Raw genomic sequence first — 15,417 nt, 5'->3', positions numbered from 1 at the left:
GCCGGCCTACTCGGAAGCCCTTGCGCTGCTGAACAGGTCACCGAAACTGCGGCTTGCCCCGGTGTCCACGGTCACGGTGGCGCTCAAACCGGAACGCGCAAGGATCCTCGCTTCGGAATTGTCGAGCTTGATCCTGACAGGAATGCGTTGCGTGACCTTGACCCAGTTGCCGGTGGCGTTCTGTGCCGGCAACAGCGAGAATTCCGCTCCAGTGCCCGCGCCGATCGAATCCACCTTCGCCTTGAATGTCCGATTCGGGTAAAGGTCGAACACCACTTTCGCCGGCTGATCGGGCTTCATGTGCGCCAGCTGCGGTTCCTTGAAGTTTGCATCGATCCAGGGATCTGTCGTCTCGACAATGGTAAACAGCGATGCGCCGGGGGTGACATACTCGCCGGCCCTGAAGGACGAGGCCTGGTAAACCAGCCCGTCCGCCGGCGCCCGCACCGTGGCAACCGAAAGATTGTAGGCGGCCTTGTTGCGCGCGGCCTTTGCCGCCACCACCAACGGGTGATCATCGATTGCGCCATCCAGGCTGTCGGCCAGTGCGGCTTGTGCGGTCGCAACCGCCTGCTTTGCGGCAACGAGGCCCTGTGCGGCTTTCTGGGCGGTGTGGCGGGCGTCGTCCAGCGAAGAGTTCGTCGCCACGCCCTTGGCGGTCAGCGCCTTTTGCCGGTCGAATGTATCCTGATAGAAGGCGGCATCGTCGGCGGCGATCTGTTCCTGGGTCAGCGCCTGGCTGTAGCCGGCCTTGAGTTCGATGACTTGCAGCCGGGCGCTTTCAACCGCGGCATCGGCCTGGTCGAGTGCGATCTGCAATGGTTGGGGATCGACCTGGAAAAGCACGTCACCCTTTTGGACAGAGACATTTTCCGCGACGTTGACACTGACCACGCGCCCCGCGATCTCGCTGGCAATCGTGATCCGTGCCAGCCGCATGTTGGCGTTTTCGGTTTCCTCATAGCGTCCGCCGGTGATCCAGGCATACAGGCCGCCGGCGATGAGCAGGCAGGGCACCAGCAGCATCAGCACGTTGCGGCGAAGCCTGGAAGGTTTGTTTGCCTTTGCCAGTTGCGCAGGTGTTTCGGTCGGATTTGCCTGAGTGCTCATGATTCCGCCTGCTTCTCGACGTTGGAAGATGTCGTTGCTGTCTCGTCCGAGGAAAGATTGTTGACCATCACGACCAGTGCCGACATCAGCGCCTGGCGCTGGTCCTCGCCCACGCCGGTCAGGGCTTCTTCAAACACATCCGCCGCAACCGCCTTGATGGTCGAATAGGCGGCGAGGCTCTTGTCGGTGGGAACCACCCGGTTGATCCGTCGGTCGGTTTCATGCGCGCAGCGCTTCACCCATCCGCCCTGTTCCATCCGGTCGACCAGCCGCGAAACGCTGATCGGCTCGATTTCCATCAGTTCCGCCAGCCGGGCCTGGGTGGGGTTCTGTTCGCGCACCACCCGCACCAGCAGCCGCCACTGCGCCGAGGATAGGCCATGTTCCTGGCCGCGCTTCTCGAAATTTCTGCGCAAGAGCCGACCCACGTCGTGGATCAGGAATCCCAATTGATCGATTGCCGTTTTTTTCATAAGCTCAATATATTATAAGCATGCTTATTAAACAAGCGCATCGTCGCGGCAACTGTGTGAACACTGCGTCCATGGCTTGATCGAATGTCGCACCTCAGCCAGCCGGTGGCGTTGTAAATCCATTGAACGTCGCAGGCAAATGTGACAACGCTTGCGCATCAACCGGCCACCCCCGAAGCAATCCAAGAGCATCCCGAGAGCAATCCATGGACAACCCGGATTTTATCATCATCGGCGCCGGTTCATCCGGTTGTGTCATGGCCGAGCGTCTTTCCGCGTCGGGCCGTCACAAGGTCCTGGTTCTTGAGGCCGGAGGCGACGACCGCCGCTTTTTCGTGCAGATGCCGCTTGGCTATGGCAAGACCTTCTTCGATCCGAAGGTCAACTGGATGTACCGTGCCGAGCCCGATAAGGGGCTCGCCGGCAATGTTGATCACTGGCCGCGCGGCCGGGTGCTGGGCGGCTCCTCCTCCATCAACGCCATGGTCTGGGTGCGCGGGCACCGTGCTGATTTCGACGACTGGCGCGACGCCGGCAATCCCGGCTGGGGTGCTGACGAGATGTGTTCAGCCTTCCGCGATGTCGAATGCGCGATCGTCGGCGATGACAGCCTGCGCGGTCGCAAGGGCCCGCTCAATCTCTTCGTTCCCGGCAAGACGACCCATCACCTGACCCGCAAGTGGTTTGAATCGGCGCAGGCCCTCGGCCTGCCGCTCAATCCCGATTTCAACGGCGAAAGCCAGGAGGGTGTGGGCCTGTTCGAATTCACCATTCATGGCGGCCGCCGCCTGTCGGCGGCACGGGCCTTCCTGCGGCCGGCGATGAAGCGGCCCAATCTCAGGGTGATCACCGGCGCGCAGGTGACGGGCCTGACGTTTGACGGTGGCCGCGTGACCGGTGTCACCTACACTCGCAAGGGCAGGAAGCAGACGGTCAGCGCCGGTCGCGAGGTGATCCTCAGCGGCGGATCGGTCAACTCGCCGCAGCTCCTGCAGCTCGCAGGCATCGGGCCCGCCCGGCACTTGAAGGATCTCGGCATCAATGTCCGCATCGACAACCCGAATGTGGGGCGCAATCTTGAGGACCATATCGGTATCAACTACACCTATCGCGCCAACTGTCCGACCATCAACCAGCAGCTCGGTCCCTGGTGGGGCAAACTCTCGGCAGGCCTGCACTATTTGTTGCTCCGCGACGGCCCGCTGTCAGTCAGCCTCAACCAGGCCGGCGGCTTCATCCGCACATCGCCTGATCGCGTGCGGCCCAACATGCAACTCTATTTCCAGGCCTTCTCGACGGTCATTCCGCGACCGGGCGAGCGCCCGATCCTCAGCCCCGACCCGTGGCCGGGTTTCTCAATCGGCTGGTCCAACTGCCGGCCGAAGAGCAGGGGCGAGATCATGATCCGATCATCCGATCCGTCTGAGGCGCCGCGCATTACCCCCAACGCGCTTTCTCACGAAGAGGATGTCGCCGAGATGCTGGCGACCAGCAAGATCGTGCGCGCCATGGCAGCCGCCAGACCACTCGCCGATTGCATAGAGGCGGAATTGCTGCCGGGGCCGGACATCGCCTCCGACGAAGCGCTCATTGACGATATCCGCCACCGCTCCGGCACGGTCTATCATCCGGTCGCCACCTGCCGCATGGGCCCGGACCCGACGACATCGGTTGTCGACGCGAGACTGCGCGTCCACGGGCTTGAGGGCCTGCGCGTGGTCGATTGCTCGATCTTTCCCAACATCGTCACCGGCAACACAAATGCCGCCGCCATCGCCACGGGATGGCGGGCGTCGGAGATTGTGCTTCAGGACAATGCCTGAGACGTGTTCGCGCGCCAGTCCGCGAGCGCCATAATGATCTCCGCCGCAACCGTGGCGGCGATCACCTCGGGCCGCTTGTCGGCGATCTTGTAGCCGATCGGGCAGACCAGCTTCGAAAGCTGCGCGGTGTCGCCGCCCTCGCGGACATACTGATGCTCGAATGTCGCCCGCTTGGTGTCCGAGCCGATCATGCCGACCTGGGCCAGGTCATCCCGCTTGAGCGCCGCCGAGACGATCAGGAAATCCAGTGCGTGGTCATGGGTCAGCACGATCACCGCGCTTCCGGGCGCGATGCTCTTGACCAGGCTTTCGGGCAGGGCGGTGAGATGCCGTTCCGCGCCCTCTGGCGTGAGATCCAGCTCCTCCGTCCGTGTCTCCGCCACATGCACCTTGACCGGCAACAGCAGCAGCGCATTGGCCAGCGCCCGGCCGACATGGCCGCCGCCGAACAGCCAGACCTCGGGATCGCTTGCGTCCTCGGCCCTGGCCATGGCCTCGATCTCGCCGAACCGGGCAGGGGGGATCACTTCGAACGACAGCGTCACATGCCCGCCGCAGCATTGCCCGATCGCCGGTCCCAGCGGCAGCGCCATCGGCTGGGCCGCGGCGCCCGCCAGTACTTCGCGCGCCCGGTCGATGGCCTCGAGTTCGAGCCGGCCGCCGCCGATGGTGCCGAAACAGCTGCCGTGGGAAACCAGCATCCAGGCATCGGTATTGCGCGGTGTCGATCCCTTGGCTTCGACCACCCGGACCAGCACGAACCCGGCCTGCGTCAGTGTTGCGGCAAAATCCCGATAGGCCTCAAGCCGCGCCATCAGGCGTCCGCCCCGTCCTCTCCCGGCATCCCGGCATCCGCCACAAGCGCCTTCAGCCGCTCCACGGCCATCAGCACCCGCTCCGGCGTTGCCGGTGCATCGAGTTTTGGCGAAACCTGGTAGTCGGCGATAGAGGCAACCGCCATGCCGAGCGCTTCCAGCACCGAGATCGGCAGCATGAACGGCGGCTCGCCGACGGCCTTCGAACGCCTTATCGTCGGTTCGCGGTTCTCGGCCCAGTCGGCGAGCCTCACATTGAAGATCTTCGGCCGGTCGGAAGCGAGCGGGATCTTGTAGGTCGACGGCGCATGGGTGCGAAGCCGGCCCTTGTCGTCCCACCACAATTCTTCCGTCGTCAGCCAGCCCATGCCCTGCACGAAGGCGCCTTCGATCTGGCCGATATCCAGCGCCGGGTTGAGCGAGCGCCCGGTATCGTGCAGCACGTCGACCCGGTCGACCTGGTATTCGCCTGTCAGCGTGTCGACCGAGACTTCCGACACCGCAGCACCATAGGCGAAATAGTAGAACGGCCGGCCCTTGCCGCTGGCGCGGTCCCAGTGAATGTCTGGCGTCTTGTAAAAGCCCGCCGCCGAAAGCTGAATTCTTGCCTGGTAGGCGAGCTTGATGAAGTCGCCGAAGGCCATCAGCTCGTTGCCGATGCGCACATGGTTGGGGATGAACTCCACCTGCTCGGCCGAAATGCTGAATTTCTCCGATGCGAAGGCCACCAGCCGGGTCTTGATCTGCTGCGCCGCATTGGCCGCCGCCATGCCGTTGAGATCGGTGCCGGACGATGCCGCTGTCGCCGAGGTGTTGGGCACCTTGCCGGTGGTGGTGGCGGTGATCCGGATCGTGTCGAGATCGACCTGGAATTCCTCCGCCAGCACCTGCGCCACCTTGGTGTTGAGCCCCTGGCCCATCTCGGTGCCGCCGTGATTGAGATGGATCGATCCGTCCTGGTAGACATGCACCAGGGCGCCGGCCTGATTGTACCAGGTGGCGGTGAACGAGATCCCGAACTTCACCGGCGTCAGCGCGATGCCGCGGCGGATCACCGGGCTGTTCTCGTTGAAATCGATGATCTCGGCCCGCCGCGCCTGGTAGTCCGAGGAGGTTTCCAGCTCCTCGACGATCCGGCCGATGATGTTGTCTTCGACCGTCTGGTGGTAGGGCGTGACGTTGCGGCCTTCGCCGCCATAGAAATTGGCCTTGCGGATTTCGAGCGGGTCGCGGCCCAGCGCATAGGCGACGTCCTCGATCATCCGCTCGCCGCCGAGCATGCCCTGCGGTCCGCCGAAGCCGCGGAACGCGGTGTTGGAGACCGTGTTGGTCATCATCGGTTTCGAGACAAGCCGCACATCCTGGTAGAAATAGCAGTTGTCGGCATGAAACAGCGCCCGGTCGGTGACCGGCCCCGACAGGTCGGAGGAAAAGCCGCAACGCGCAGCAAATGTCGCGTCGACCGCATGGATGACGCCGGCCTCGTCATAGCCGACATCGTAGTCGACGACGAAATCGTGCCGCTTGCCGGTGATGATCATGTCGTCGTCGCGGTCCGGCCGGATCTTTACCGGACGGTTCTGTTTCTTGGCCGCGATCGCGGCGATGGCTGCGAACTGATTGGACTGGGTTTCCTTGCCGCCGAAGCCGCCGCCCATGCGCCGCACCTGCACGGTGACCGCGTTCGACACCGTGCCGAGCGCATGTGCCACCATGTGCTGCACCTCGCTCGGATGCTGCGTCGAAGACCAGACGGTGACCTCGTCATCCTCGCCGGGAATGGCGAAGGCTATGTGGCCTTCGAGATAGAAATGGTCCTGCCCGCCGATCCGCATCTCGCCCTTGAGCCGCTTGGGTGCTGCGGCAAGCCCCGCCTCGATATCGCCGCGCTCGAGCTTCAGCGGGTCGGTGACCAGCGGGTAGTCTGCTTCCATGGCCGCGCGCACGTCGGTGACATGTGGTAGGTCCCCGTAACCGATCACGGCCTTCTTGGCAGCACGGCGCGCCAGTTCCCGACTTTCGGCGATGACGGCAAACACGGGTTGACCGTGAAACAGCACCTTTCCTTCGGCAAGCACCGGCTCGTCGTTGCGGCCGCTGGGCGAAATGTCGTTGACGCCCGGCACATCGGCGCTGGTCAGAACGGCCACCACGCCTTCCGAGGCGCGGACCGCATCGAGATCGAGCGAGGTGATGGTTGCATGCGCCCGGTCGGTCAGGCCGAGATAGCCGTGTAGCGTGCCCGTGGGTTCGGCCATGTCGTCGATGTAATCGGCGCTGCCGGTGACATGCTTGTGGGCGGAATCATGTTTGCGCGACACATGCGCGCCGCCTGAAATTTCGGTCCGGCTGCGGGGAGTGGAAGTGTCCATTTTCATGCCTCCGCTAGTGCCGGATGGCGTTCGATGCGCGCCGGAGCGCCGCAGGTCTCGAGGAAAAACCGGATCATCAGGTTCTGCGCCGTCAGCATGCGGTAGTCCGCACTTGCCCGCCAGTCCGACAGCGGCTGGTAGTCATCGGCAAGCGCCAGCCGCGCCGCCTGGATCGTGTCCCAGCTCCATGGCTGGCCGGTCAGCGCCGCCTCTATCGCCGCCGCCCGCTTGGGCGTGCCTGCCATGCCGCCAAAGGCAATCCGTGCCGAGCCGACCACGCCCTCGGCGTCGGTGACGACGTGGAAAGCGCCGCACAGCGCCGAAATGTCCTCGTCGCGGCGCTTGGAGATCTTGTAGACCGCGAAAAAGGCGTCTTCCGCAAGCGCCGGCACGAAGATGCTCTCGACAAACTCGCCCGGCTGGCGGTCCTGCTTGCCATATTCGATGAAGAAATCGGCAAGCGGAAGCGTGCGGCGGCTTGAGCCCTTGCGCAGCGTCACCGAAGCACCAAGCGCGATCAAGGGCGGCGGCGTGTCGCCGATCGGCGAGCCGTTGGCGATGTTGCCGCCGACCGTGCCCATGTTGCGCACCTGCTCGCCGCCGATCCGGTCCCACAATTCGGCCATCTGCGGGAACAGCGACACAAGGGCGCCGCGCGCTGAAGTATAGGAGACCCCGGCACCCAGCGTGATGCCCGCGTCATTGATCGAGATCTGCTTGAGTTCCTCAAGGTGACCGATGTGGATCACCGGAGAAATGTCACGCATGTGCTTGGTCACCCATAGCCCGACATCGGTCGAACCCGCCACGATGGTTGCCTTTGGATGCGCTGCGTAAAGGGCAGCCAGATCGTCAAGATCGCCAGGCACGAAGCTCGTGCCCCGCTCGTGTTCGATGGTCACGCTCGCGCCATCGGCAAAGCCTGCAAGCGCTTCGGTGGTCGCGTCATAGGCCGCCACAAGCCGGTCATTGTCGGCATCGGGAATCGTGGCAGCGGCAGCGATCGCCGCCTTGACGATCGGCTCGTAGCCGGTGCACCGGCACAGGTTTCCCTGAAGCTGACGCTCGATGTCGGCCTCCGACGGATTGGGCTCGGCAAGCCACAGCGCATGCAGCGAGGCAACGATGCCCGGCGTGCAGAAGCCGCATTGCGAACCGTGATTGTCCACCATCGCCTGCTGCACGGCGCTCAACTCGCCATCGGGGCGGTTGAGATACTCCACCGTGACCACATGCGTGGCGTCGAGCGAACCGACCAGCCGGATGCAGGCATTCACCGTTTCATAGCTCAGCAGCCCGTTGTCGATCCGGCCGACGAGCACGGTGCAGGCACCGCAATCACCCTCGGCGCAGCCTTCCTTGGTGCCGGTCAGCCGCCGGTCGAGCCTGAGCCAGTCGAGCAGCGTCAGGTCGGGCGCAAACCCGGCAAGCTCGACCGTCTGGTCATTGAGCCGGAAGCGGATCGATGTGCGGTCGGTGTGAGCCATGTCACCTCTGTGATTTTGAACCAATTGGACAAAAACTAACCCAGTCCGGTGCTCTGCGAAAGAGCGATAAGCGCATGCAACAGTTTCAGGCAAAGCCGGTCAATCGCTGCCACTTTCAGCCAAGGCGGGGGCATCCCGCGTCTGACTGCCATCCTTCCTGCGCGGGCCGGGCAGCCCCAGATACTGGCTTTCGAGGTCGACGGTCGACTTCTTGCCAAGCGCGTCCCGGTTGGCTTCGAGCCATCTGTCCGCCTCGAGCCGCCCGCGATCGCGCAGATCGGTGAGGAACGACCAGCGGACGTCGAACTTCGAGGACACCGGAAGATCGAGCAGGGCCTCGTCGGCTCGCACCGAATGCACCAGGATGTGGCGCAGGCGGTTCTTGTACTCGTCCTTGAGCCAGTCCTGTTCGATCAGGCGGGTGACGAAGTTGATCGCGCGCATCTCGTCAAGCAGCGACGAATTGAACGAGATCTCGTTGATCCTGTTGAGAATGTCCGGTGCCGTCTTCGGCACCTCGTCGCGCTCCATCGGATTGATGTGAACAATCATCACATCCCGGCTTTCGCAATTGTAGAAGAACGGAAACAGCGCCGGATTGCCGACGTAACCGCCATCCCAGTAATGATCGCCGTCGATCTCGACTGCCTTGAACAGGAATGGCAGGCAGGCTGACGCCATCACAACGTCCGCGCTGACCTCCGGGGTTTCGAAGACCCGCACCCTACCGCTGCGCACATTGGTGGCGCTGATGAACAGCTTGGTATCACAGTGTTGGTGCATTGCATCGAAATCGACGCTCTCCGACAGAAGGTCATGCAGCGGGTTGACGTCGAAAGGGTTGAATTCATAGGGCGAGAAGGTGCGTGTCATGGTGTCGAACGCAGCGTAGGTCGCGGCCGAGAGAAACTCCATGCCGGGAATCACCCCTTGCGGCAGGGCGTTGACCGGCGACCAGACCGAGCCTCCGCGGCTGGACCGGCGCCAGAAATCCTCAAGCGCCGCCTGGCCGCCGATGCGTCCGCCTTCCATCAGCCCGTGCGCCAGCACAACTGCGTTCACAGCACCGGCGCTGGTGCCCGACAGCCCTTCGAACTCGATGTCGGGCTCATCCAGCAGCCGGTCGATCACGCCCCAGGTGAAGGCGCCATGCGCGCCCCCGCCCTGCAGCGCCAGATTGATCCGGCGAATGCCATTTGTCTTGGCTCCAGCTGCGTGAGCGGATTTCGCCCTCACGGCCGGTTTCCGGACGCTCATTGCGCTGTCCATCCGCCGTCCATCGGCAGTGCGGCGCCGGTGATCTGGGCGGCCTGGTCCGAAACGAGGTAATTGGCGAGCGCCGCAATCTGGCCCACCTGCACGAATTGCTTGGTTGGTTGCGCCTTCAGGATCACCTCGTTGATGACCTCCTCTTCGCTCATGTTGCGCGCCTTGGCGGTGTCGGCGATCTGGCCCGAAACAAGCGGTGTCTCGACATAGCCCGGGCAGATGGCGTTGGCGGTGATGCCGAACTCGGCGCCCTCGAGTGCCACGGTCTTGATCAGCCCCAGAACGCCGTGCTTGGCCGCCACATAGGCGCTCTTGTAGGGCGAGGCGACCAGCCCGTGCGCGGATGCGATGGCGATGATCCGGCCAAAGCCGTTCTTCTTCATGCCCGGCATCGCCGCACGGATCAGGTGGAAGGCGGAGCTCAGATTGATGCCGATGATCGCGTCCCATTTGGCGACCGGAAAGTCCTCTATCTTCTCGACATGCTGGATGCCCGCGTTCGGCACGATCACGTCGACAGACCCGAACGCCTTCTCCGTCGAGGCCACCAGGTCGGCGATTTCCTCGGGTTCGAGCATGTTGGCGCCGTGGAAAATGACCTCGCCTGCGCCAAGGGCAGCTAACCGCGCCCGGGTTGCCTCGATTTCCTCGGACTTGCCAAGCCCGTTGAGAATCACATTGTGTCCCGCCAGCGCAAAGCTTTCGGCGATTCCCAGGCCGATGCCGCTGGTGGAGCCGCTGATGATCACGGTTTTCATGGATCCGTCCTTTCAGATTGTTGCAATGCACAAATAAGCATGAAAGCCGGAAGTTCCAATCAAGTTTCGCTTACCGGAGCGGATAATCCGTTGATGGCATGGCCTGCGGGTTGTCTCTCGCGCCGTTCGGGTTCATGGAGAAGCCGTAACGCTTCAAACCTCACTTGCAGTCGCTGGCCCATGTCTCACTCAGCTCAGTCTTCCGCCACCGGATCGGGTCCGGATCGCCAGATCCTGACCACGGCCCTGGCCGGTGCGGTTGCCATGTCCGTGGCGATGGGACTGGGGCGATTCTTCTACACTCCGGTGCTGCCGGCCATGATGGCGGGGCTGGGGCTCGGGCCGACCGAGGCCGGGTGGATCGCCTCAGCCAATTATGCCGGCTATCTGCTCGGCGCCGTTCTGGCCGCCTATGGCTGGGCCGAAGGCATCGAGCGCAAGGTGGCCCTGGCCGGGCTGGTGTCCACGGCTCTGCTCCTGCTGGCGATGGGCATGTCGAGCGATTTCATCGTTCTCGCCGTCATCCGCTTTCTTGCCGGGCTCGCCAGCGCCTTCGTCATGGTGTTCACCTCCGCGATCGTCCTGTCCCACGGACTTGCCTCCGGCAGGCCCTGGGTCCAGTCGACGCATTTTGGCGGCGTCGGTTTCGGCATCTCCGTCTCCGCCGTCATGTTCGGCCTGATCATTCTTGCCGACAGCGGCTGGCGCATGGCATGGATCATGGCGGCACTGCTGGCTTTCGCGGGTCTGGCAGTGGTGAGCCGCTTCCTGCCGCGAGATGTCGTGCGCATCGGTGCGGCGAAGAAGGAGCCCCCCCTGGTCTGGACCCGGGAACTGCTTGCGCTGACCCTGGCCTACGGAATTTTCGGGTTCGGCTACATCGTCACGGCAACCTTCCTCGTTGCCATTGTCCGCGACGGCGGCGGTTCATCGCTGTTTGAAGCCGGTGTCTGGCTGGTCACCGGTCTGGCGGCCGCACCTTCGGTGGCCTACTGGATGCCTGCCGTCAGGCGCGTCGGCCTTGTCAATGTCTTCGCGCTTGGCTGCCTCGTCGAGGCGCTCGGCGTTGCGGCAAGTGTTCTTCTGCCGCTGCCTGCCGGTCCGGTGATCGGCGGCGTACTTCTTGGCGCTACCTTCATCATGGTCACCGCGTTCGGCCTGCAGGCCGGCCGGCAACTGGCCGCGCAAAGCCCGCGCCGGGCGCTGGCGCTGATGACCGCGGCCTTTGGAACCGGTCAGATCCTCGGCCCGGTTGTTGCCGGTTACCTGGCAGACTGGTCGGGCAGTTACACCTGGGCGAGCCTGGCCGCAGCCGCCGGATTGCTCGCCTCGGGTGCCATCGTGCTCGTCTTCTGCCGGCCGCGGACAGCTTGACGCCGGTCACGGACCCCGTTCGGCCGGTGAAAGCAAAAGCCATGGTTTCAGCACAATGGCGTGATCGCTAATGGGTCCGGATTGCCGTATTTCTCCCGGTGTCCTAGGTATCGCAACGACCCAAGACGAATCACGTCCCGCACCGCAGGACACAGTTCAGGATCCCGCCCGTGTTTGAATCCTTTTTCCCGAAACCGAAAGTCTTCTTCCCCTCGGTCCTGCTCTGGGCCGGTCTGGGAATTCTTCTCTGGTACGGGGCAGGTGATACGCTGGGCGCGGCGGTGGGCTTTGCCCTGCCCGAACCCGAAGGCGAGCCGATCGTCGGTCTGAGTTATTTCTACACCCAGTCCTTTCTCTGGTTTTATGTCTACTACACGGTCTGGTCGCTGGCCTTTGCAGCCTTCTGGTTTTTCTATTCGCCCCACAAATGGCAGCTCTGGTCGATCCTCGGCTCGGTCTTCATCCTGTTCACAACCTATTTCGGCGTGCAGGTCTCGGTCGCTCTCAACAACTGGCGCCGCCCGTTTTTCGACCAGTTCCAGCAGGCGCTGACCGGGGACGGATCGGTGTCGCAGGCAGATCTCTACGGCCTGATCCTGATTTTCGTCCAGATCGCCTTTATTTCGACCGCTGTCTTTGTCGTCACCCGTTTTTTCGTCAGCCACTACGTCTTTCGCTGGCGCACGGCGATGAACAATTTCTACATGGAGCGCTGGCCCCGGGTCCGCAACATCGAAGGCGCCTCGCAGCGTGTGCAGGAAGACACCATGCGCTTCGCCTCGATCATGGAGGGCCTCGGTGTGGCCTTTGTCGACGCGGTCATGACCCTGGTGGCGTTCCTGCCGATCCTCTGGGCGCTGTCGCAGTACGTGACCGAACTGCCGGTGGTCGGGGAGATCCCGCATGCGCTGTTCATCGCTCTGCTGTTCTGGGCGGCCTTCGGCACCGGCCTTTTGGCGCTGGTCGGCATCAAGCTGCCGGGGCTTGAATTCCGCAACCAGCGCGTCGAGGCCGCCTACCGCAAGGAACTGGTCTATGGCGAGGATGATGCGTCGCGCGCGCAGCCGCCGACAACGCGCGAGCTTTTCGAGAATGTCCGGAAAAACTATTTCCGGCTCTATTTCCACTACATGTACTTCAACATCGCCCGCGGCTTCTATCTCCAGGCCGACAACATCTACGTGCACATCCTCCTGGTGCCGACCATTGTGACCGGCAAGATCACGCTCGGCATCTGGCAGCAGATTCTGACCGCTTTCGGCCAGGTGTCGAACTCGTTCCAGTTCCTGATCAATTCCTGGACCACGATCGTCGAGCTGATTTCGATCTACAAGCGCCTGCACGCTTTCGAAGCCGTTTTCCGCGGTCAGGAACTCGATGAGATCGAACGCAACTATCTCGCCCGGCAGGGCGGTGGGTTTGCCCAGCCGATACCCAATCCGTCCCCTGGAGAAGGCGGCCCTGATGCGGTGCAGACGCTGGAAGATCCCAAGCGGCCCTAGAGCCGACCGCCTTCAGCTGGAAGCGGACTGATGGACGGGATTTTTCCTATCAGCGAGGAAAGATCGCAAGCGCGATGCAGCGCATCGTGCGAGGATTTTGACGACGCCGGTGCGGAAAAGGCATCCAGGCCTGGCGAAGACGAGCAGTTCGACCAGAACCAGTCCACCAAATCTGAAGATGATCGGCTCTAGCAGCTCAGCTTGCCGAGCCATCCGCAGGCTTCAGCCGCCTCATGGCTTCCTGATAGGTCACACAGGCGACCTCCGGCTGTCCGCAGACCTCATTGGCGAACCGTTCGAGAGCGTTCCAGTAGGCCCCGCCATTCATTTCGACGAAGTGAAAGCCCAGCTGCAGCGGCCGGCGTTCTCCGGTGTACTGCGCATTGAAGGCCGAGCGGAACGCATCGAGCGCCCGCGCCTCGAACTCTTCGGACTTCGACGGGGTTTCAATACCGGCGGAATGCCGAACGAAAAGGTTGTAATCCATTCCGATGATCGGCCGTTGCCGCGGCCCTTCCGGGATCAGGGGCAGCGCGAAGCGCGCCACCGGCCCCTCGAGCTCGGGCGGTACCGGCCCGTTCGAGACCGCGCTGGCATCATAGCTCAAGCCGTGAGCACGCATCGCCGCGTAAAGCCCTTCGCCAGTCGAAAGATAAGGTGCGCGAAACCCCTTGATGCCGGTGCGGGCAAACCGGGTCCAGCCGGCGGGTGGTTCAGCGCCGTTACCGGCCCAGGCGTTCTCCAGCGCGGCGTCGAACTGGTTGAACTCACTCATCCAGTCCGCCTTGCTCCAGGATTTCCCATCAAAATGCCCGCATCCATGATTGCCGATCTCATGGCCTGACTGGTAGGCGGACCAGATATGGCCAAGCCGGGTGAGCACATCTGCGGTGTCTTGGGCAAAACCGACATTCGAACGTCCGGCCGAATGACCGGGCGCCTTATAGGCCTTCCGTTCGTCCTTGCTCATCAGGAAGGTGCAGGACAGGAAATAGGTAAAGCGTGCGCCGCTGCGGTCGGCCATCTCCAGGCTTCGCCGCCACAGCCGGTTGTCGTGTGCGCCGTCAAACGAAATCAGCACCAGCTGTTCGGGCCGCTCGGACGCCTGGCCAACTGTGCCTGCCAGGACGCTCAGCCCCGCAGCCAAAGCGGCTGTCACGGCAACAGTCACCGACACGGCTCTTGTTGCTTGTGAAAGGGCAGGGCGGGAAACGGCTGATTTCATGATGCTTGCGATCCGGTGTTACGCATGACAGGCGACTTCGCGATCTGTGTCGCTCAAATGAGGCACTGGTATGAATGAGACCTAACCGGAGGCGCAGCGAACGCATTTCTCCGCCATCGGATCGATCTCCAGCCGCTTGTCGGGAATGGCTTCGCCGCAATCGCTGCACCAGCCATAGTCACCTTCTGCCAACCGCCGTTCCGCCATCTCGATGCGCACCAGATCGAGTTTGCGCGCCCGCTCCTGCGCCTCGGCCATGGCTTGCTGCTGCATGGCGTCCATGCGCGACAGCCTGCCGACCGACTGTTGATCCAGCGTGACCGGGGCACGCGCCGCCTGGCTCATCGCCGACATGCGCTCGAGATCGCGCCTCTTTTCATCAAGCCGCCTTCGCGCGGCATCAAGATCCGGTTCCATCTCGCCACCTTGGACCAGCCTGTGCCGCAAGACAAATACCCGCGACACAAATTCGCTTGTTCGCTGCTTCTCATGAAATGCCGTCCGGGCTATGGTCGCGGCCGCAGGGCTGATGAGAGCCTCAATGTGAAATTGGAGAAGAAGAATGATCTGGCTCATTGTCGGACTGGTCGTGTTTTTGGGTGTTCATTCGGTCCGGATCGTTGCTCCGGAGTTCCGCCAGTCGCAAATCGATCGGCGGGGTCTGAATGCCTGGAAAGCCATCTACGCGGTTGTCTCGATCCTGGGTTTCATTATCCTCGTATGGGGCTATGGCATCGCAAGGCAGGATCCGGTGGTGTTCTGGGTGGCGCCGGCCTGGATGAGCCACGTCGTCGCGCTTCTGATGCTGCCAGTCATGATTTTCCTTGTCGCCTCGCAAGTGCCGGCCGGACGGATCAAGGCCGCCGTCAAGCATCCGATGCTGCTCGCCGTCAAGATCTGGGCCGTGGCGCATCTTCTGGTCAATGGCGATCTGGCGTCGGTACTGTTGTTTGGAGGATTTCTCGCATGGGCCGTCGTCGACCGGATTTCGGAGAAGAAACGCCTGCGTGCGGGCCTGACCAGCAATCCCGTGGCCGGACCGGTGAAATGGGATATCATCTCCGTGGTCGGCGGCCTTGTGGTCTATGTGCTTTTCGTCGCGGTGCTGCACAAACTGCTGATCGGGGTGCCGCCGATCATCGGAATGTGACCTGACAGGACGGGTGGCGTGAAGCTTTCGGTGGCCTACCCCCTTACACAGGCCATAAA

General features: G+C 62.9%; 14 protein-coding genes. 5 read left to right on the top strand and 9 right to left on the bottom strand.

The genetic code is table 11. The annotated features are described in order from the left end of the window. Positions 1–6 precede the first annotated feature (6 nt). Together SPHINGO391_RS15505 and SPHINGO391_RS15500 are read right to left on the bottom strand one after the other, a co-directional pair. Positions 7–1,110, bottom strand: coding sequence for an HlyD family secretion protein (locus SPHINGO391_RS15505; RefSeq protein ID WP_152009672.1), 1,104 nt, complete (start codon positions 1,108–1,110; stop codon positions 7–9). Further along, positions 1,107–1,583, bottom strand: coding sequence for a MarR family winged helix-turn-helix transcriptional regulator (locus tag SPHINGO391_RS15500; RefSeq protein ID WP_152009671.1), 477 nt, complete (start codon positions 1,581–1,583; stop codon positions 1,107–1,109). Before SPHINGO391_RS15500 ends, SPHINGO391_RS15505 begins: the two co-directional genes overlap by 4 nt. A gap of 206 nt (positions 1,584–1,789) precedes the next feature. On the opposite strand from SPHINGO391_RS15500, the gene SPHINGO391_RS15495 reads away from it, so the two are divergent. Further along, positions 1,790–3,406 carry a GMC family oxidoreductase N-terminal domain-containing protein gene (locus SPHINGO391_RS15495; protein WP_152009670.1) on the top strand — a complete coding sequence of 539 codons (1,617 nt, stop codon included), beginning with the start codon at positions 1,790–1,792 and terminating at the stop codon, positions 3,404–3,406. Here SPHINGO391_RS15495 and xdhC read toward each other — a convergent pair. From xdhC to SPHINGO391_RS15470, 5 genes are all read right to left on the bottom strand, one after another. Continuing rightward, positions 3,391–4,221: a xanthine dehydrogenase accessory protein XdhC gene (gene xdhC, locus SPHINGO391_RS15490; RefSeq protein WP_152009669.1), complete on the bottom strand. Its 831-nt coding sequence runs from the start codon at positions 4,219–4,221 to the stop codon at positions 3,391–3,393. The two genes, SPHINGO391_RS15495 and xdhC, sit on opposite strands and share 16 nt — an antisense overlap. Continuing rightward, the gene (gene xdhB, locus SPHINGO391_RS15485) at positions 4,221–6,593 is read right to left on the bottom strand and encodes a xanthine dehydrogenase molybdopterin binding subunit (RefSeq protein ID WP_152009668.1); all 2,373 of its coding nucleotides are present in this window, start codon (positions 6,591–6,593) and stop codon (positions 4,221–4,223) included. The genes xdhC and xdhB overlap by 1 nt, the downstream gene beginning before the upstream one ends. A gap of 2 nt (positions 6,594–6,595) precedes the next feature. Beyond that, positions 6,596–8,080: a xanthine dehydrogenase small subunit gene (gene xdhA, locus SPHINGO391_RS15480; RefSeq protein ID WP_152009667.1), complete on the bottom strand. Its 1,485-nt coding sequence runs from the start codon at positions 8,078–8,080 to the stop codon at positions 6,596–6,598. Between the two features lie 99 nt (positions 8,081–8,179). Continuing rightward, positions 8,180–9,337 (bottom strand): patatin-like phospholipase family protein, encoded by a 1,158-nt coding sequence (locus SPHINGO391_RS15475; RefSeq protein WP_244615215.1) that lies wholly within the window; start codon positions 9,335–9,337, stop codon positions 8,180–8,182. Next, positions 9,334–10,107 carry a 3-hydroxybutyrate dehydrogenase gene (locus SPHINGO391_RS15470; protein ID WP_152009665.1) on the bottom strand — a complete coding sequence of 258 codons (774 nt, stop codon included), beginning with the start codon at positions 10,105–10,107 and terminating at the stop codon, positions 9,334–9,336. The genes SPHINGO391_RS15475 and SPHINGO391_RS15470 overlap by 4 nt, the downstream gene beginning before the upstream one ends. Before the next feature lie 180 nt (positions 10,108–10,287). Here SPHINGO391_RS15470 and SPHINGO391_RS15465 point away from each other — a divergent pair, with 180 nt between their 5' ends. The 3 genes from SPHINGO391_RS15465 to SPHINGO391_RS15455 all read left to right on the top strand — a co-directional run bounded on the left by SPHINGO391_RS15465 (position 10,288) and on the right by SPHINGO391_RS15455 (position 13,175). After that, positions 10,288–11,481 (top strand): YbfB/YjiJ family MFS transporter, encoded by a 1,194-nt coding sequence (locus SPHINGO391_RS15465; RefSeq protein ID WP_152009664.1) that lies wholly within the window; start codon positions 10,288–10,290, stop codon positions 11,479–11,481. A 170-nt stretch (positions 11,482–11,651) separates the two neighbouring features. Further along, entirely contained in the window at positions 11,652–12,983 is a 1,332-nt protein-coding gene (gene sbmA / locus SPHINGO391_RS15460) for a peptide antibiotic transporter SbmA (RefSeq protein WP_152009663.1), read from the top strand. A gap of 30 nt (positions 12,984–13,013) precedes the next feature. Further along, positions 13,014–13,175 (top strand): hypothetical protein, encoded by a 162-nt coding sequence (locus tag SPHINGO391_RS15455; protein WP_193217309.1) that lies wholly within the window; start codon positions 13,014–13,016, stop codon positions 13,173–13,175. 4 nt (positions 13,176–13,179) lie between these two features. On the opposite strand, the gene SPHINGO391_RS15450 is transcribed toward SPHINGO391_RS15455, so the two are convergent. Beyond that, positions 13,180–14,208: a polysaccharide deacetylase family protein gene (locus SPHINGO391_RS15450; RefSeq protein WP_152009662.1), complete on the bottom strand. Its 1,029-nt coding sequence runs from the start codon at positions 14,206–14,208 to the stop codon at positions 13,180–13,182. A gap of 81 nt (positions 14,209–14,289) precedes the next feature. Then, positions 14,290–14,625 (bottom strand): TraR/DksA C4-type zinc finger protein, encoded by a 336-nt coding sequence (locus SPHINGO391_RS15445; RefSeq protein ID WP_152009661.1) that lies wholly within the window; start codon positions 14,623–14,625, stop codon positions 14,290–14,292. Positions 14,626–14,770: 145 nt separating this feature from the next. Here SPHINGO391_RS15445 and SPHINGO391_RS15440 point away from each other — a divergent pair, with 145 nt between their 5' ends. After that, positions 14,771–15,358 carry an NnrU family protein gene (locus SPHINGO391_RS15440; protein WP_152009660.1) on the top strand — a complete coding sequence of 196 codons (588 nt, stop codon included), beginning with the start codon at positions 14,771–14,773 and terminating at the stop codon, positions 15,356–15,358. Positions 15,359–15,417 lie beyond the last annotated feature (59 nt).

Source organism: Hoeflea sp. EC-HK425 (assembly GCF_902498795.1).
Classification (GTDB): Bacteria; Pseudomonadota; Alphaproteobacteria; order Rhizobiales; family Rhizobiaceae; genus Hoeflea; species Hoeflea alexandrii.
Note: the sequence above shows the minus strand (reverse complement) of the source record. Positions and strands in the feature narration are given on the sequence as shown.